We start from the raw sequence: 18294 nt of genomic DNA, 5'->3' as shown, positions 1-18294 counted from the left end.
TAATAAAAGGTTTAAACATATAATAGGAATAAACACAAAATTGTGTTTATTCCTATTTTACCTGCGATACCCTCATTTTGAAGGAATAAAATAATTGCTCAAAAGAAAAATTAATGAGATTTTTACTCCTTAAGAAAATGATAAACAACTACCTATAATGCTCGATATTGAATATTATTAAAAAATTTTATTTCTGCTTTATCAAAACTTATTACTGGAAAAATTGACAAGATAAAAAAATGAATGAAACTGGTCAGAAGAAGATTGCAATAAATCTTGATGAATATAGCAAAGCTATAGACGGATTGCGCGCACTTGCGGTTATAGCGGTTATCTTAAATCATTTTAATAATTCGATATTGCCAAGCGGTTTTCTAGGGGTAGATATTTTCTTTGTAATCTCTGGTTTTGTTATCACAGCATCTCTAGTAAAAAGAAAAGATGGTGATGTTAGTAGCTATATAAAAAACTTTTATAAGAGAAGAATAAAAAGACTATACCCTGCACTGATTTTCTGTATTTGTATTACAATGATTCTTATAAGCTTTTTCAGTGAATTTCCTAACGAATCAATACTTACTGGAATTTTTGCTATTCCAGGATTTTCAAATATTGACCTATATTATAACGCAGTAGATTATTGGGGCAAATCCGCAAAACTGAATCCATTCACACACACATGGTCACTAGGTGTAGAGGAACAATTTTACTTGATTTTTCCTATTGTTTTATGGATTACGGTGAAAAGAAATAAAAAATTTACAAACCTTAAGAAACTAAGGGGGTTTTTAATATTTGCGTGTATTACATCTGCGATTTTATATGTTTATTTCTCAAGAACAAACCAAATGTTAGCTTATTTTATGATGCCGTTTAGATTTTGGGAAATTGGAATGGGGTGTCTTTTATATGTACAATTGAAAATAAACGGATATTATATTGAAAAACTACTTGGAAAGATTCCATTTCATTTGATATTTATTTCATTAATAGGAGTACAATTTCTTTCAGAGAAATACATCATATTTACAACGATCATGGTTACGGTTTTAACGGTTCTAATTATTGCAAAAATAAAATTTTTAGAAGCTACATCTAGTGAAAGTGTATTCTCAATATTGACCAATTCCATCTCATTATATATTGGAAAGATTTCTTATTCTCTTTATTTGTGGCATTGGGTGGTAATAGTTATAAGTTACTGGACTATAGGAATTAATAAATACACCTTACCCATTCAATTAGTTCTTATCTTCATGCTAGCTTCATTTTCATTTTATTTTGTCGAAAAACCATTACGGCATGTAAATTGGAGAAAATCTACATATGTCAAAATAATAATTTTTCCGTTTTCTTTGATTATTATGCTATTTATGCTGCAAATGAAATTGAGCCCCAACTCTAATCATTTATATTTAGGGACGACCAGTCAGAAGCAATCACAAAGACTAATTCCAAATAAATTAATGCAAGATTATAATACCGTTAGTAACTGCTCAAAAATTAGAGTAATCGGAAATTCTCATTCTCTGCATATAATCCCTATGTTAAGTCAAATTACGAATCATTTTAATCTAGAGCTTATTTATGAAAATCATCCAGACTATATTAATATTCCAATGGGGGATCAAAAAGATATAGAGAAATTGGATATTGTTTTATCTGTATTGGATAAAGATGACATATTAATCCTATCTAGTAGAAATAGATATTTGTACGAAAGACCCTATTTGAGTGGAAATGGTGATAAATGGATTGATCATTCTCAACTAAAAAAGGAAAGAGGCTATGGATTAAGTATTTGGCTTAAAGAACTTGACAAAGTGATTTCAGAAACAAAAAAAAAAGATATACAGGTGATTTTATTTTTACCCAATGTTGAGTTTGATAAGCAAATATTTAACGAAGAAGATATATGTAAAAATGAATGGTTTAGGATTCCTGATGAAAGATGTAACCCAAACGTAAGTATAAACTATTTAAATAGTAGATTTCCAGAAGCATTTTACAAAGAGGTTAATAATAGAGCATCTGTAGATACTAATTTTTACGTGTTCAACCCAATGCCAATTTACTGCCCAGATTTAACCACATGCTATAGAACAATAAACGGTGTAAATGCTTTCAAAGACACCAATCATCTCACTGCTGAAGGAGCTAATTTAATGTTAGATGACTTTTTTTCTTTTTTAACTTCAAATCATCTTTTATAATATTCGAAGTAATTCTTCAATAAAAAAGAAAAAAACAAACCTCCAAACACCGTAACAGACAACTGACAACCGCAAAATGTTCCAGCCATAAGATTATAAACAACAAAAATCCATAAATCATTGATATTCTGTATATTTGATAGTAACTAACCAAAAACAAATGAAGTTTGAACGCAAGTGCAACTTCATTTAAAAATTACTATGAAAACATACACAATTAAAAGCGGAGACTCCCTAGGTTCAATAGCATTTAAACAATTGGGCGCAACAGCAAAATGGCGTGAAATTGCGGAATTGAACAATATAGTAAACCCAAGCAAAATTGAAGTGGGCCAAGTATTGCAATTACCAATAGAAAGTGAGCCAGAAGCCAGTACCGAAAGGGCTGACGTGATTATTATTGAAGAAGACCCTCGGGTATATTATCAATATCAAAACAACCCTGCTAAAAACTTTTTGGGCAAAAAATTCAGAAAAGGAATTTATAGACGTGGTGTTCATACTACAGAAAAATTTATTGAAGAAAATCCAGCGCTCTTAGCTGGCCTCAAAATTAGCAAATCAGAAGTGAATGCCCTATTGGCTACCTCAGAAAACGAAGGAAATCTGGATGCCGTCAATACTTGGGATAACTCCTTTATGAGTTTCGGCATGTTTCAATGGACACTTGGCGCAGGAACCGCCCAAGGTGAATTACCGGCCCTCATTAAACTGGTAAAAGAAAAATACCCCGATGCCTTTGAGCAGTTTTGTGGTCAGTTTGATGTTGATGTATCAGCAGATACTAATGATACGTATGGTTATTTGATTTACAAAAACAAAAAGGTAAACTCTGATGCTGATAAACAATTTTTCCGAAGCAATATAGTGGCGTATCGTTTCGCTGCTGCAGGCATGGACAATCGAGTTTGTGCTGTAGAAGTTTTGCACGCCATTAACCGTTTCAACCTTTTTTATTTTAACAGAATAGATAAATTAGGCGGCAATGCACTATTTGATCTGCTCTCCTCTGAATATGCTGCAGCTCTGTTCCTGGATAACCACGTGAACAGGCCAGCCTATCTTTGGCCTAGTGTTGCAAAGGCTGTTAGCAATGCCGGACTTTCCTATGATCAACTAAAAAATGGTGGGGACAGGGAAGAAATGAAGGTAATCAATCAATACCTCAACATACGCGAAACCTATGGGTCATCACCTATGACGGATGCCAAAAACAGGGCCGCTGTAACCAAACGTTACCTTGATGCGGGCAAGATATCTGCCTCAAAAGGAAGTTTTAAATCCAACCGGACATTAAGGTAATTGTTACAAATTCAATTATTAATTACTCATTAATAATTATTCATTAAACATTAATTCACCTCAAGCTCCGCAGCAATTTTCTCATTATAAAGACTCTTCACAATCCCATCACTAAGTCCAATTTTGGGTACAAACACGTTTTTAGCTCTGCTCCATTTCATTGCAGAAAGATAGATCCGCGTGGCGGGAACCACAACGTCCGCACGATCTGGATTCATATCCAGTTCCGTAATGCGCTCTTCAAAAGTGAGCGATTTAATTAGTTCGTAATAAGAGGAAAGATAAAAATAGCTAAGAGGCTTCCCAATCTTCTTCCCACTCTTTTTGAAGATAGTATTAATATTTCCACCACTGCCAATCAATGAAACTCTTTTAAAACCCTTCGTTTCCTTTTTAATCCAAGTCTCCATCTCGTCCCAAATCCGATCATCAACAAGGCCTTCCAACAACCTTACCGTCCCTAATTTAAAACTTTGGGAAGTTACATTGTTACCATTGGCAAAAACGGTCAGTTCCGTGCTTCCGCCGCCTACATCTACATACAGAAAAACCTTATCGTTCTGTATCAAGTTCTTTAAATCGGTTGAAGCAATAATAGCGGCCTCATCGTTACCGTCTATAATATTTATGGAGAGTCCTGTTTTTGTTTCAATAATTTCAGCAAGCTCCCTCCCATTGGAAGCTTCCCGCATCGCCGAAGTGGCACACGCCCGAAAACGGGTAATATTGTGGGTTTTCATTAATAGCCTAAAAGCTTGCATGGCATCAATCATCCTATTGGCACTGTTATCAGAAATTTTTCCCTCAAGAAAAACTTCCGCCCCCAATCGTATGGGTACCCGCACCAAAGAGGTCTTTTTAAAAAGAGTGTCCTTGCCTTCTTGCTCAATCACAGTAACCACAAGCAAGCGGATAGCATTACTTCCAATATCTACTGCACCGTATTTTTCAATTTTCAACAAATCAGTTTACTTCAAGTTTTTCTAAATAATAATCATACATTTTGAATTGGGAGCGCACGGGCGGTTTATTGTTTTTCAAATAAGCATTGTCGTTCTTAATGCTTATTACACGTGCTTTCACATTGTCATTCCAGCCTATTTCAAAATTTTCAAGTATTTCTTTCTTGATATCTTGATCATAAATGGGACAGGATATCTCAACTCTATTGTCCAGATTTCTTCCCATAAAATCTGCGGAAGAAATATAAACTTTGGTATCGCCACTATTCTCAAAAATAAACAAGCGCGGATGCTCCAAAAATTTTCCAACAATACTGATAGCCTCAATATTCTCGCTCATCCCCTTCACTCCGGGAATTAAACAGCAAATACCGCGGACAATCATTTTTATCTTCACGCCCGCACGACTCGCTTCATATAACTTATCTATCATCTTATAATCCGAAAGACTATTCAACTTCAGTTTTATTCCGCTGGGTAGTCCGGCCTTTTTATTCCTTATTTCAATATCAATCAAATGATATATAGCCTTACGGGTATAATGCGGCGATACGATTAAATGGTTGTATTTGCGCACTTGATAGTTCACTTCAAAAAAATCAAACACCCTGTTTATCTCTTTGCAAATTCTTTGGTCTGCTGTAAAAAGAGTGTAATCCGTATAAAGTCGCGCTGTAGATTCATTGAAATTCCCAGTGCTAATGATACCATAACGCACCAGTTTATGGTTCTCTAGTCTTTCAATAACACAAACTTTAGTGTGCACTTTTAATCCTTTAACGCCAAAAATCAAGCGAATGTCTTCACTCTGCAACAATTCAGCATATTCAATATTCGCCTCTTCGTCAAACCGGGCCTGTAGTTCTATCTGCACGGTAACATCCTTACCATTTTTCTTCGCATTGATAAGCGAACTGGCAATGTGCGAAACTTCTGCCAAACGATAAATAGTTATTTTTATGGTTTTCACCTTTGGGTCCAGTGCAGCTTCCCTTAAAAACTTCACCACATACATAAACGTTTGGTAGGGCGTGTGCAGGAGATAATCCTTTTCAACAATTTTATCAAAAAGACTTCCCTGAAGACTCAAGCCTGGAATGGGCAAAGGCTCCTTTGGCTCATATTGCAAATCTGGCCTTCCCAAACGCGGAAAGTTCATATAATCACGGCGGTTGTGATAACGGCCACCAGGAATAATACTGTCTGTTTTATCAATCCCCATTTTCTGCAATAAATACTGAAGTGTTCTTTTATCGATACTGCTGTCATACACAAAACGAACGGGGTCGCCTGTGCTTCTATCCTTAACACTTTTTGAAATTTTATCAATAAAACTTTTACTCAAGTCGCTATCTATGTCCAACTCTGCATCGCGCGTAATTTTTATCATATGCGCCGAAATAGATTCATACTTAAAAATGCTAAAAATATTGTGCAAACAATGGCGAATAAGGTCGTCCAGAATGATAACATACTGCTTGTTCCCTTCCTGCGGAAGTACCACAAAGCGATCTATGGTGCGTGGAATTTCTATAAGTGCGTAATTGTGCTTTGCTTCAAAAGTATCGTCCTCTTTGCTCATCACCATCGTTATTGCTAGATAAGCAGCACTATCGCGTAGACTTGGGAATTCATCTAGTTCCCCAATCATAATAGTCATCATGGCAGGGCTCACTTGCCTCACAAAGTATTCTGAAATAAATTTGCTCTGTGTAGGTGTTATTTCCGTTTCATTGATAATGAAAATATTCTCTTTCTGAAGCTCTTTCTGAATATCGCTCAGAATTTTTAGACTGTGGGCCTGTTGCTCAATGACCGTTTGCGTAATTTCCTCCAAAAGATCTTTTGCAGAAATACCGCCCAGAAAACTACGCCCTGTTTTTCCGGCTTCCACAATCCGTCTGATAGTGGCATAGCGCACTTTGAAGAATTCATCTAGATTATTTGAAAAAATACCCAAAAAGCGAAGCCTTTCCAGCAAGGGTATTTTTTTGTCATTCGCTTCCTGTAAAACCCGTGCATTAAACTGAAGCCAGCTTAATTCCCTGTTGTTGTACTGATTGCGATTGTGAATATGTGTGTCAACTTTTTCAGTCATTATTTAAGGTCCCGAGGGAAAATTGTTTTTACGGTTTTGCCCGTGGTTATATTGCTCCATTTTTTTTCATCAAACTGAAGCATCACGAAGCCACAGGTTGGAACATTTTCAATATAGCGGTTTCCAAGCATATTAACAACAGATGTGAAGGCATGGTTATGGCCAACAATCATTACGGTATCCAAATCATCATCCAACGATTTTATGATCCGCATCACATGCTGACCACTAAAATCATAAAGATCGTGATTGGTTTCAAAGTTTTCATCGGAAATGTTTAGAGCTTCCTTAAAAAATTGAGCCGTTGAGAATGCCCGAGTAGCATCACTGCTGATTATTCTCTGTGGTGGTTCAATTTCTTTTGAAACTTTTTTTGAAACTAGTTGCCCATCCTTCTCTCCCCTTCCTTTTAAAGGCCTCTTATGATCATCAACATCGTGTTTCCAAGATGATTTTGCGTGGCGGACTAAGTATAGTGTTTTCATCGTTTGGTTAATTCGGGATTTGATATTCGTTAATTTAATATTTCTAGATTCTGTAAATCTCATAAAAGTCAAGATCATTCAGTAATCTTTTTTACTTCAAAAATCAACAATAGTTAATCTACAATCGTTAATCATTAGGGCGCCAATCTTTCAATAACCCAATCATCATCTTTTAAAGTATATCGAATTCTGTCGTGCAACCTGTTGGGTCTGCCCTGCCAGAACTCAATAGAAATTGGTTTTACTAAAAAACCACCCCAATCGGTAGGCTTTGGAACTTCTTGATTTTCATATTTCTTTTCGAGCTCAGCAAGATTTTTCTCCAAAACTTCGCGTGATTCCACTACTGTACTTTGGTGCGAAACTGCTGCACCCAATTGGCTTCCCTTAGGTCTTGAATGAAAATAATTGGTTGAATCTGCTTCTGAAGTTTTTTCAACGATTCCTTTTATAATTATTTGCCGTTCCATATTTGGCCAAAAGAAGGAAAGTGAAACCTTGTTATTATTGGTTATGGATTTGCCTTTTTCACTGTTGTAGTTGGTGTAAAAATAGAAACCGTATTCGTCGTATTTTTTCAAAAGAACTACGCGCCCTTTGGGAAAACCGTCTGAACCGATTGTGGAAATGGTCATTGCGTTTACTTCATCCACACCTCCGTTATCCTTCACTTCAAAAAACCACGTTCGGAATTGCTGCATCGGATTTTCATCTACAGATACTTCAGAAAGTTCTCCTTTTTCGTAGGATTTTCGGTAATGGTGAAGTTTTTCGGCCATAGTTTAAGATTTAACGCAAGTTAAGAGTTTTAAAGAAGCTATAAAACAGTGGCATATTAAATATGTATTAAAATTTAGAAGGAAAACATCCTCCCATCCTCAGCCAATTCCACGTTCTCAAAAACCTCCTGCGCTTCTTTTCGGAAAAGTTCTAAATTGTCATACCGTCCCGAATAATGTCCAAGTATCAAAGTTCCAACTTTTGCTTTTCTGGCAATCACTCCTGCTTCCTTAGCAGTGCTGTGCTTGGTTTTATCGCAAAGATGGTGGTGTTCTTCCAAAAAAGTGGATTCGTGGTACAAAACGGTTGCGTTTTCAATTTGTGGCACCATCTCAGGGTTATAGGCCGTGTCACTGCAAAAGGCATAAGATTTTGGCTGCGGCGGATCAAAAGTGATCTCTTTATTTGGAATCAGTTTTCCAGCCTTGTTTTCAACATCAAAACCTTGTTTAATTTTGTTGTAATAACTAAGATCGATATTTAGTTTTCGGGCGGCTTCCACATTTAGTTTGCGATCATCTGGTTTTTCTTTGAAAAGGAATCCGTTAGTATAAACCCTGTGATCTAGTGGGATTGTTTCCACAGAAACTTTATCATCTTCAAAAATGATTTGAGGTGAAGTTTCTTCCAGTTCGTGAAAATATAATGGATAATTGGTATACGTTTTTCCCAATTTTAGAAGCAGTAAAATAGCTTCTTTTATGCCTTTGGGGCCATAAACATGAAGTTCTGCCTCCCTTCCTAAAAGAAGAAACGTAGAAATAAGTCCTGGCAAGCCGAAGAAGTGGTCCCCGTGTAAATGTGAAATAAAAATATGCTTGATTCTGGAAAACTTGACTTTATATCTCCGCAACTGAACCTGTGTACCTTCGCCACAATCAATCAAAAACAAATGCCCCTTCATTTCCAAAACCTGCGCCGTTGGATGCGCAGAGGCTGTTGGTGTTGCGGAATGGCATCCTAGGATTGTTAGATTCAAGAGTTAAAATTTAAGATTCAAGATTACCCTTCGGCTCCGCTCAGGGTTCAGTCGTTGAGCGAAGCCGAAACGACAATTTATTTAATATAGATTCTAATTAAAATCCAAGATCTCTCTCAATTTCTTCCATTTCTACAATATCACCTGCTTCTTGCAGTGTGGGCACTACTATCATTTCAAATGGAACTTCGTCAATATCGATCGCATCGTTAACAATAACGAAAGACTGCTTGCTTTTTCGGTGAAGATTAGATGTTTTAAGAAACTGTAATACTTGTGGAAGATCTAATGAGTCGTATTTCAAAAGGTTTAAAACTACGTTTTGTCCTTTGTATTTTGAAGGAATCTGGCTCTCAATAAACGAGGCAAAGTCTATAATATCGTCCTTTTCATCTTCAAGGACCACGAAATTTGGATGATTCTCAATCTTCATGATGTTTAATTTTTGAAGCCAATAAATAGATTACCGCCATCCTTATGGCAACGCCGTTCTGTACTTGTTCCAAAATGATGGATTGTTTACTATCAGCAACATCGCTGGTTATTTCCACACCACGATTTATCGGGCCTGGGTGCATAACTACAATTTCTTTACTTAACGAATCAAGAATCGCTTTATTGAGTCCGAATTGTTGCGTGTATTCTCTCGTTGTTGGGAAATAGCTAATATCCATTCGTTCGTTTTGCACTCTTAACATATTTGCCACATCGCACCATTCTAAAGCTTTACGAAGATTTGTTTCAACTTCAACATTAAGTTTTTCTATATATTTCGGAATAAGTGTTTTAGGACCACAAACCTTAACCTTTGCTCCAAGTTTTTGAAGTGCGAATATATTTGATAAGGCAACTCGTGAATGAAGAATATCTCCAACAATCACGACTTTTTTACCAGCTACATCACCCAACTTTTCACGAATGGAATAGGCGTCGAGTAATGCTTGGGTTGGATGTTCATGCGCACCGTCGCCAGCGTTTATTATACTTGCATCAACGTGTTTTGAAAGAAATATGCCCGCTCCAGGATTGGGGTGGCGCATAACCACCATATCTACCTTCATTGAGAGGATGTTATTTACCGTATCAATAAGCGTTTCGCCTTTGGTTACCGAAGAACTTGACGAAGCAAAATTGATAACATCTGCCGAAAGTCGCTTTTCTGCAAGTTCAAAAGATAGCTTGGTTCGGGTACTATTTTCAAAGAAAAGATTGGCAATGGTTATATCGCGAAGCGAAGGAACTTTTTTGATGGGACGGTTGATCACCTCTTTAAAATGATCTGCCGTTTCGAAGATGAGTTGAATATCGGCTTCGGTGATGTATTTTATTCCCAGTAAGTGATTTACACTTAGTTCGCTCATAGTTTTTAATTCTTTACTAAATATACAGCGTCCTCCCCATCATTCTCTTTCCAGCAGACCTTTACTTTTTCACCGTTAATGGCATCTACCTGTCTTCCCCGATAATCTGGCTGAATTGGTAAATGACGGCTAAAACGTCGGTCAATTAATGTAAGTAGTTCAATTTCTGAAGGCCTTCCAAATGACTGCATTGCTGTCAATGCAGAACGAATGCTTCTTCCTGTGAAAAGAACATCGTCAATAAAAACAACCTTCTTATCTTCAACGATAAAATCAATTTTGGTTTTATTGGCCTCCAAGGGTTTTTCGCTTCTACGGAAGTCATCGCGATAAAAGGTAATATCCAAATAACCGAGTTTGATGTTTTTTATTTTGTATTCGGTTTCCAGTAAAGTTTTAAGCCTTTCAGCTAAAAATACACCTCGCGGCTGGATTCCGATAAGTACGGTTTTGGAAAAATCGTCGTGTTTTTCGATCAATTGGCAAGCCAAACGGTTAAGCGCAATGTTTATCTCGGTTGCGTTCAGTAACACTTTTTGGCTCATAGGAAAGTCTGAATTGGATTCAGAAAGCAAAAATACATCTTTTTTGGCTTTTAAAGAAGATGTATTTGAAATTGATGCAAAAATGCTATGCCATTGGGTATCATAGCTGATTGAAGAGTTACGTTAAGAACAAAAAAAAGCCCCCCGTTTCCGAAAGGCTTTTCATTATTTATAAATGCAACGATTATTTTTTACCGTCCATTTTGTCTTTAAGCTCTTGTAATTTTGAGTTAGCATCACCTAAAGTTGGTTTTGCTTCCGCATCAGCTGATTCTTGTTTTTTAACAGCTTCTTTTACAATCTTCGCTTCTTCTTCTTTGTGAAGTATCATATGTGAAGCAACTACTTTCTTGAATTCTTTGTTGAACTCAATAATTTGGAATTCTGCTTCATCACCTTTCTTCAACATAGAACCATCTTCTTTTTCAAGGTGACGGCCTGGCACGAAAGCTACGATATCATCATTGAAGTTTATTGTCGCTCCTTTGTCCACTACTTCAGCAATTGTTGCAGTGTGCTTAGTTCCAACAGCAAATTCACCTTCGTATTTATCCCAAGGATTTTCTTCAGTTTGTTTGTGACCTAAACTAAGTTTACGGCCTTCAACATCCAATTCCAATACAACCACTTCTAACTCATCACCAATGTTAGTGAATTCGCTTGGATGCTTGATTTTCTTAGTCCAAGAAAGATCGCTAATATAGATAAGACCATCGATACCTTCTTCAAGTTCAACAAAAACACCGAAATTGGTAAAGTTGCGAACAATACCTTTATGGCGTGAACCAACTGGGTATTTAGTAGTAATATCAGTCCATGGGTCTGGAGTCATTTGTTTGATACCAAGACTCATTTTGCGCTCTTCCTTATCCATTGTAAGGATTATAGCTTCAATCTCATCACCAACATTTACGAAATCCTGTGCGCTACGCAAGTGCGTGCTCCAAGACATTTCGCTAACGTGGATAAGACCTTCAACACCTTCAGCAACTTCAATAAACGCACCGTAATCTGCAATAACAACTACTTTACCTTTTACTTTGTCACCAACTTTCAACTCTTCTCCAAGAGCTTCCCATGGGTGAGGATTCAATTGCTTAAGACCTAATTGGATACGTGTTTTATCTTCATCGAAATCAAGAATTACAACGTTCAATTTCTGATCAAGTTCAACAATCTCATTTGGATGATTGATACGTGACCAAGAAAGGTCTGTAATGTGAACAAGTCCATCAACACCACCAAGATCAACAAATACTCCGTATGAAGTGATGTTTTTAACAACACCTTCAAGTACTTGTCCTTTTTCAAGTTGGCCAATGATTTCTTTTTTCTGCTCTTCAATATCCGCTTCAATAAGCGCTTTGTGCGAAACAACAACGTTTTTGAATTCGTGGTTAATCTTAACAACCTTGAATTCCATTGTTTTACCAACGTATACGTCGTAATCACGGATTGGTTTAACATCAATTTGAGAACCTGGCAAGAAAGCTTCGATACCGAAAACATCTACGATCATACCACCTTTTGTGCGGCATTTTACGTAACCGTTTACGATTGTAGCTTCATCGTGAGCCGCATTTACGCGATCCCAAGCCTTAATAGTTCTAGCTTTACGGTGGCTAAGAATTAATTGACCAGTGCTGTCCTCACGAACATCGATCAATACCTCCACTTTGTCACCAACTTTTAAATCTGGATTGTAACGGAATTCGTTCAATGAAACAACACCTTCACTCTTCGCGTTGATGTCGATGATTGCATCACGATCTGTGATGTAAATCACTTTTCCTTCAACAACTTCGTCATCCAAGGTGTCAACGAAATTCTCTGCTACTAGTTTTTCAAATTCCTCTAACTTACCATCGTCGATAGGATCAATTCCTTCTTCGTAGTTGTGCCAGTTAAAATCTGCAAGAAATTTTTCAGGATTGCTTTCTTTTAGAGAAACTTCCTTTGCTGGTTTTTTGGTTTCCTCAGTTTGAGTTTCTTCAGTTGCTACTTCTGCAACTGCAGTTTCCTCTTGTTTTGTTGCAGCTTTTTCTTCAGCTACTTCTTTGTTTGCTTTATCAGCCATTTGTTTGTAGAATTGATTTTTTTAAGCTCCGAAGTTTCGGGAAAACCTTTTAAAATCAATGTTTTGTATTCTGCGCTGTTACAAGATTTTAATGCGACTATCCCACAGAAGGGTTTGTTTTTGTTTTGTTTTAATTCCTCTTATTCTTGACTCGTCGCTAAGAGGGGCGCAAAAATAATGTTTTTCTTTTGAAAATCAAAAGGTTTGCTGATGGAAAGTAGAATTTTTAATAGTTTCTTGAAAAGAATTAAAACAACAGCCCCTGCCCGCCTTCGTCCGTTTTTGAATCGTTTTCTTCATCAGAATCATTTTCAGTCTGTGGGTTTTCCTCGTCTGAAGCCATATCCTCTTCATCCACAACGTCTATATCCTCAGGTTCTACTGGTGTTGGCGGCTCGTAAGGCAATGATTCCATCGTGTTTATTTCCAAGACCTTATCTTTGGTAAGTTGGTTACCCATGGCGGCAATACCTTTAACAGCAATAAACTCCTCCAGATTAAGCTCTAGGTTTTCTTCCCGCTCCTGCCCTCTTTTTTTGGCGAAAATCACTTCGGCCATGGGGCGATAATCTGTGAATATTTTCTCCAAATAGGAACTTGGGTGCTCAGTAATAATTGTCTCTTCGCGATCGGGATGTTCAATAAAGAAACGCTTCACGTAAAATAATTCCTTTTCCCCTTCCCAATAAATAGCGCACAGTGGTTTTTTGGGATCCCACTTTTCTAGAATAATCATGTCGTCATCAAAACGAAGCTGAATGTCTGGAATTACTGTTTTCACAGTTCCTTTCTGATTGACAATAAGCAATCGATCTTCTTTGCGAAATTCACCCAAAAGCTCGCCTCTTTCATCCACGTTCAAACGTTGTACCGAGCCGTCAAACCATATTTTTCTCGGCTTTAATGTTGAAAGCCCTTTTTCTTTCAATTCAATTTTCTTAATGGAGTACTTTGTAACGATATTCCCTTTTGAATTTCTTCCCTTTACCAATTGGTCCGCAAAATCCAGATCAAACTTCAGTTTTTTAATGCTTCCTGTTTGACGAAGAAAAATGGTTACCACTTCCGCCTCACCATTTGCGTTAGCTGTAAAATAAAGTACTTTGGAGCCTTTCGTCGCATTGCCCATATCATACTCTTTATCTCTTGTAGTAGATGTTACAGCAAAACGTTTCACATAATTGGCGCCACGCGGACCGTCACGATACACCATATTATAAATAGTGCGTTTGTCCTTTTTCTTGAAAACCGCCACGTGGATAATGCCTTTACCCACAAAAGTTTTTTGATCCACCTTGGTGACCATCATTTTTCCATCCTCAGTGAAAACAATAATGTCGTCAATATCACTGCAATCGGCTACGTATTCGTCACGTTTTAGGCTTGTTCCCACAAAACCTTCTTCGCGGTTTACGTAGAGTTTTGTGTTACGGATTATAACCTTTGTAGCTTCAATATCATCAAAGGTTCTGATTTCGGTTTTACGCTCCTTTCCTGCTCCGTAATCCTTTTTCAATCTCTTGAAATAGTCAATAGCATATTCAATCAAATTTGCTAAGTAATGCTTTATTTGAGCAATGCTATCTTCCAGTGCATCAATCTTTTGCTGTGCTTTATCGATGTCGAATTTTGAAATACGTTTGATTCGAATTTCTGTTAAACGCGCAATATCTTCTTCAGTAACGGCTCGTTTTAAATGTTGGATATGTGGTTGCAAACCTCTATCAATTGCAGCAATAACACCCTCCCAAGTTTCCTCTTCTTCAATATCGCGATAGATTCTGTTCTCGATAAAAATACGTTCCAAAGAAGCAAAATGCCATTGCTCTTCCAATTCATCCAATTGAATCTCCAGTTCACTTTTTAGCAATTCCACCGTGCGGTCTGTACTTACTCGCAGCATTTCTGAAACGCCTACAAACAAAGGTCTGTTGTCTTCAATCACACAACCCAAAGGCGAAATGGAGGTTTCACAAGCCGTGAAAGCATAAAGCGCATCAATGGTTTTATCGGGTGAAATCCCGCTGGGCAAATGGATTTGGATTTCTACTTCGGCCGCGGTATTGTCCTCTATTTTTTTAATCTTTATTTTCCCTTTATCATTAGCCTTCAGAATAGTGTCTATCAGCGATGAAGTATTGGTGCCAAAAGGAATTTCAGTAATTATAAGGGTATTTTTATCAAGTTGGTTGATGCGTGCCCGACTGCGAATTTTTCCACCGCGCAAACCATCGTTATAATTGGCAACGTCCATAATCCCACCCGTTGGAAAATCTGGAAAAATTTGAAATTTTTTGCCCTGTAAATGCTTGATGGAAGCATCAATCAATTCAAGAAAGTTATGCGGAAGTATTTTAGTTGAAAGCCCAACAGCAATCCCTTCGCCACCTTGGTTCAAAAGTAACGGAAACTTTACGGGAAGATTGATTGGTTCCTTTCGTCGCCCATCATAAGAAGCTTGCCACCTCGTTACTTTTGGATGGTAAACCACATCCAACGCGAACTTTGAAAGTCGCGCCTCAATATATCGCGAAGCCGCAGCGCTGTCGCCTGTTAGAATGTTTCCCCAGTTTCCCTGGGTATCTATCAATAAATCTTTTTGTCCAATCTGAACCATTGCATCCGCAATACTTGCGTCTCCGTGAGGGTGATACTGCATGGTGTGACCAACAATGTTTGCAACTTTGTTGTACCGCCCATCATCCAAATCTTTCATGGACTGCATAATACGGCGTTGCACCGGCTTAAAACCGTCTTCAATGGCTGGAACTGCACGTTCTAGTATTACATAGCTGGCGTAATCCAAAAACCAGTCGCGGTACATTCCGGTTACCTTTTTTATGGATTCACCAGACGTATCGTCGTTTAAGCCCAAATAGTCTGGACCTGTGTTTTGTTGTTCTTCGTTATTTTCGAGTTTGTCACTCATTTGTTATAGTTCCTAGTTCCAGGTTTCAAGCTCAAAGCTCTCAAAATATTTATTTTCGAATGATATATGAATACGAATTATTATCCAATTGAATTTCTTCACCATTTATAGAAAAGGATTCCATAGATAAAAAATCAAAGCATTCACCTTCTAGATTTTTCAACCTTAAGTTTAAAATATCGATTTCTTGATCATTTAGTTTTAATTGATAATCTTTTTCAGATTCCATTTCTGGATAATAAAGCTTTATATAAGTTTCTTCATTATATTCATTAAATATCAAAAAAATTTCTTGACTACCTCTAGATAGTGTTATTTCCGAAGGCTTGTAAATATTGTTTTCACCAATTAATGAATTCCCTGCAGTATCAACAATCCTAATGTTAATAGCAGGTTCACGAGGATCTGTTGCAGCACAATCGTCATTGGTGTCACAAGACAGCATAAATAATAAACTGAAAATTATTAAAAATGTATTTTTCATAACATTATAATTGTGACATGTAAAAAAATTTAAGCCAACTGCAACTGCCCACTGAAAACTTTTTTATTCCTCCACTCTATCCAACTCAACCTTCAAATTATCAATAATAAATTCCTGCCTGTCCGGCGTATTTTTTCCCATATAAAAAGAAAGCAACTCTTCAATGCTCATCGACTTATCAAGCATTACAGGATCCAGACGAATGTCATTCCCGATAAAATGCACAAACTCATCCGGTGAAATTTCACCTAAACCTTTAAAACGGGTTATTTCTGGCTTTGGCTTTAGTTTTTCAATAGCATCTTTCCGTTCTTCTTCGGAATAGCAATAAATGGTTTCCTTCTTATTTCTAACTCGGAACAATGGTGTTTGCAAAATATACAAATGCCCTTCCTTTATCAATTCAGGAAAAAACTGAAGGAAAAATGTAATCAACAACAACCGAATGTGCATTCCATCTACATCAGCATCGGTGGCAATTACGATATTGTTATACCGCAAATCCTCCATAGAATCCTCAATATTCAAAGCTGCCTGCAAAAGATTAAATTCTTCGTTTTCGTAAACAATTTTTTTACTCATCCCGTAAGTATTCAACGGTTTTCCACGAAGTGAAAAAACAGCTTGGGTGTTTACGTCACGGCTTTTTGTAATACTTCCACTCGCAGAATCCCCTTCGGTGATGAATAAAGTGGATTCTAAATTTCTTTCATTTTTAATATCTGCCAAATGCACACGGCAATCGCGCAGTTTTTTATTGTGAAGATTCGCTTTTTTAGCACGATCCTTAGCCAACTTTCTAATCCCACTCAATTCTTTGCGCTCCCGCTCCGCTTGTACTATTTTACGCTGAATTCCATCAGCCGCCTCCGGGTTTTTATGAAGGTAATTGTCGAGTTGTGTTTTTAAGAAGTCGTTTATAAATGTTCGCACCGTAGGAAGTCCCCCGCCCATATCAGTAGAACCGAGTTTGGTTTTTGTCTGACTTTCAAAAACAGGCTCTGTTACTTTGATACTGATTGCCGAAACGATGGACTTTCGCACATCGCTGGCGTCATAATTTTTATTGTAGAATTCCCGAATGGTTTTCACCAAGGCTTCCCGAAAGGCAGCCAAATGCGTTCCACCCTGTGTCGTGTTCTGTCCGTTTACAAAACTGTGGTATTCCTCGCTGTATTGGGTTTTGCTATGTGTTATGGCCACTTCAATATCTTCGCCTCGAAGGTGGATTATTGGATACGCCATATCTTCATCACTGATCGTTTCCATCAAAAGATCTTTCAACCCATTTTCGGAATAAAACTTTTCGCCGTTGAAATCTATTGTCAGTCCCGGGTTGAGATAAACGTAGTTTTTCAGCATTTTTTGCACATATTCCGTGCGGTACTTGAAGTTTTTAAAAATACCCTCGTCCGGAATAAAAATTACTTTGGTCCCTTTTCGCTTTGTAGATTCTTCAATCGCGAGGTCGTTAGTGAGTTCACCCATGGAAAATTCCGCAGCTTTCATTTGATTGTCGCGAATAGATTCCACTTTAAAAAACGAGGAAAGTGCATTCACCGCCTTGGTACCCACACCATTTAAACCAACAGATTTCTTAAAGGCACGACTGTCGTATTTTCCACCAGTGTTCATTTTTGAAACCACATCGATCACTTTCCCTAATGGAATGCCTCGGCCAAAATCGCGAACTTTCACTTCTTTTTCCTTGATGCGCACTTCAATGGTCTTACCGGCACCCATCACAAATTCATCAATACAGTTGTCGATGACTTCTTTCAGAAGAATATAAATACCGTCATCAGGCGAAGAACCGTCGCCCAGCTTCCCAATGTACATACCGGGACGCATACGGATATGCTCTTTCCAGTCCAGCGAGCGTATGTTGTCTTCGGTATATTGTGTTTCGGCCATAAAGATTTGGTGTAGGGCTGCTAATATAAATATACGCGAGCACTTGTGAAACCAATACCTCAGAAAGTAATTAACAATAAAATGGCAGTTATTGTTAGTAATTAATTTTAATTCGCAATTACTAAATTTTTGTGAAGAAATATCACTTTGGCCGCCTTGTTCTAT

14 protein-coding genes are annotated in these 18294 nt (G+C 37.4%); 2 read left to right on the top strand and 12 right to left on the bottom strand.

Going from position 1 to position 18294, the window contains the following annotated elements; all coding sequences use genetic code 11:
• The first annotated feature begins 239 nt into the window (after window positions 1-239).
• Both ESU54_RS03140 and ESU54_RS03135 read left to right on the top strand, forming a co-directional pair.
• Window positions 240-2213 (top strand): acyltransferase family protein, encoded by a 1974-nt coding sequence (locus tag ESU54_RS03140; RefSeq protein WP_146848076.1) that lies wholly within the window; start codon window positions 240-242, stop codon window positions 2211-2213.
• A gap of 201 nt (window positions 2214-2414) precedes the next feature.
• Window positions 2415-3515 carry a LysM peptidoglycan-binding domain-containing protein gene (locus tag ESU54_RS03135; protein ID WP_111843691.1) on the top strand — a complete coding sequence of 367 codons (1101 nt, stop codon included), beginning with the start codon at window positions 2415-2417 and terminating at the stop codon, window positions 3513-3515.
• 50 nt (window positions 3516-3565) lie between these two features.
• Here ESU54_RS03135 and ESU54_RS03130 read toward each other — a convergent pair whose 3' ends face one another.
• From ESU54_RS03130 to ESU54_RS03075, 12 genes are all read right to left on the bottom strand, one after another.
• Complete coding sequence (locus tag ESU54_RS03130) at window positions 3566-4477, bottom strand: Ppx/GppA phosphatase family protein (protein WP_111843690.1); 912 nt, start codon at window positions 4475-4477, stop codon at window positions 3566-3568.
• Window position 4478: 1 nt separating this feature from the next.
• Window positions 4479-6575, bottom strand: coding sequence for a polyphosphate kinase 1 (gene ppk1, locus ESU54_RS03125; protein ID WP_111843689.1), 2097 nt, complete (start codon window positions 6573-6575; stop codon window positions 4479-4481).
• Window positions 6575-7060, bottom strand: a complete 486-nt coding sequence (locus tag ESU54_RS03120; RefSeq protein WP_111843969.1) for a SixA phosphatase family protein — start codon at window positions 7058-7060, stop codon at window positions 6575-6577. Before ESU54_RS03120 ends, ppk1 begins: the two co-directional genes overlap by 1 nt.
• A gap of 134 nt (window positions 7061-7194) precedes the next feature.
• Window positions 7195-7839: a pyridoxamine 5'-phosphate oxidase gene (gene pdxH, locus ESU54_RS03115; protein ID WP_111843688.1), complete on the bottom strand. Its 645-nt coding sequence runs from the start codon at window positions 7837-7839 to the stop codon at window positions 7195-7197.
• A gap of 74 nt (window positions 7840-7913) precedes the next feature.
• Complete coding sequence (locus ESU54_RS03110) at window positions 7914-8819, bottom strand: ribonuclease Z (protein ID WP_111843687.1); 906 nt, start codon at window positions 8817-8819, stop codon at window positions 7914-7916.
• 97 nt (window positions 8820-8916) lie between these two features.
• Window positions 8917-9252 carry a ribonuclease Z gene (locus ESU54_RS03105; protein ID WP_111843686.1) on the bottom strand — a complete coding sequence of 112 codons (336 nt, stop codon included), beginning with the start codon at window positions 9250-9252 and terminating at the stop codon, window positions 8917-8919.
• Window positions 9242-10180 carry an aspartate carbamoyltransferase catalytic subunit gene (locus tag ESU54_RS03100; protein ID WP_111843685.1) on the bottom strand — a complete coding sequence of 313 codons (939 nt, stop codon included), beginning with the start codon at window positions 10178-10180 and terminating at the stop codon, window positions 9242-9244. The genes ESU54_RS03105 and ESU54_RS03100 overlap by 11 nt, the downstream gene beginning before the upstream one ends.
• Window positions 10181-10185: 5 nt before the next feature.
• Window positions 10186-10725: a bifunctional pyr operon transcriptional regulator/uracil phosphoribosyltransferase PyrR gene (pyrR, locus tag ESU54_RS03095; protein ID WP_111843684.1), complete on the bottom strand. Its 540-nt coding sequence runs from the start codon at window positions 10723-10725 to the stop codon at window positions 10186-10188.
• 184 nt (window positions 10726-10909) lie between these two features.
• The gene (gene rpsA, locus ESU54_RS03090; RefSeq protein ID WP_111843683.1) at window positions 10910-12802 is read right to left on the bottom strand and encodes a 30S ribosomal protein S1; all 1893 of its coding nucleotides are present in this window, start codon (window positions 12800-12802) and stop codon (window positions 10910-10912) included.
• A gap of 247 nt (window positions 12803-13049) precedes the next feature.
• Entirely contained in the window at window positions 13050-15731 is a 2682-nt protein-coding gene (locus ESU54_RS03085; RefSeq protein WP_235004543.1) for a DNA gyrase/topoisomerase IV subunit A, read from the bottom strand.
• Window positions 15732-15780: 49 nt separating this feature from the next.
• Entirely contained in the window at window positions 15781-16215 is a 435-nt protein-coding gene (locus ESU54_RS03080; protein ID WP_111843682.1) for a hypothetical protein, read from the bottom strand.
• Between the two features lie 63 nt (window positions 16216-16278).
• Window positions 16279-18129, bottom strand: coding sequence for a DNA topoisomerase IV subunit B (locus ESU54_RS03075; RefSeq protein ID WP_111843681.1), 1851 nt, complete (start codon window positions 18127-18129; stop codon window positions 16279-16281).
• Window positions 18130-18294 lie beyond the last annotated feature (165 nt).

This window comes from Aequorivita antarctica (assembly GCF_007997155.1).
Classification (GTDB): Bacteria; Bacteroidota; Bacteroidia; order Flavobacteriales; family Flavobacteriaceae; genus Aequorivita; species Aequorivita antarctica.
The sequence above is the reverse complement of the archived record's forward strand: the minus strand, read 5'-3'. Positions and strand labels throughout refer to the sequence as shown.

Coding starts and splice junctions, on each gene's coding strand:
- ESU54_RS03140 (WP_146848076.1), top strand. CDS start 240: ATGAATGAAACTGGTCAGAAGAAGATTGCAATAAATCTTGATGAATAT.
- ESU54_RS03135 (WP_111843691.1), top strand. CDS start 2,415: ATGAAAACATACACAATTAAAAGCGGAGACTCCCTAGGTTCAATAGCA.
- ppk1 (WP_111843689.1), bottom strand. CDS start 6,575: ATGACTGAAAAAGTTGACACACATATTCACAATCGCAATCAGTACAAC.
- ESU54_RS03120 (WP_111843969.1), bottom strand. CDS start 7,060: ATGAAAACACTATACTTAGTCCGCCACGCAAAATCATCTTGGAAACAC.
- pdxH (WP_111843688.1), bottom strand. CDS start 7,839: ATGGCCGAAAAACTTCACCATTACCGAAAATCCTACGAAAAAGGAGAA.
- ESU54_RS03105 (WP_111843686.1), bottom strand. CDS start 9,252: ATGAAGATTGAGAATCATCCAAATTTCGTGGTCCTTGAAGATGAAAAG.
- ESU54_RS03100 (WP_111843685.1), bottom strand. CDS start 10,180: ATGAGCGAACTAAGTGTAAATCACTTACTGGGAATAAAATACATCACC.
- pyrR (WP_111843684.1), bottom strand. CDS start 10,725: ATGAGCCAAAAAGTGTTACTGAACGCAACCGAGATAAACATTGCGCTT.
- rpsA (WP_111843683.1), bottom strand. CDS start 12,802: ATGGCTGATAAAGCAAACAAAGAAGTAGCTGAAGAAAAAGCTGCAACA.
- ESU54_RS03085 (WP_235004543.1), bottom strand. CDS start 15,731: ATGAGTGACAAACTCGAAAATAACGAAGAACAACAAAACACAGGTCCA.
- ESU54_RS03080 (WP_111843682.1), bottom strand. CDS start 16,215: ATGAAAAATACATTTTTAATAATTTTCAGTTTATTATTTATGCTGTCT.
- ESU54_RS03075 (WP_111843681.1), bottom strand. CDS start 18,129: ATGGCCGAAACACAATATACCGAAGACAACATACGCTCGCTGGACTGG.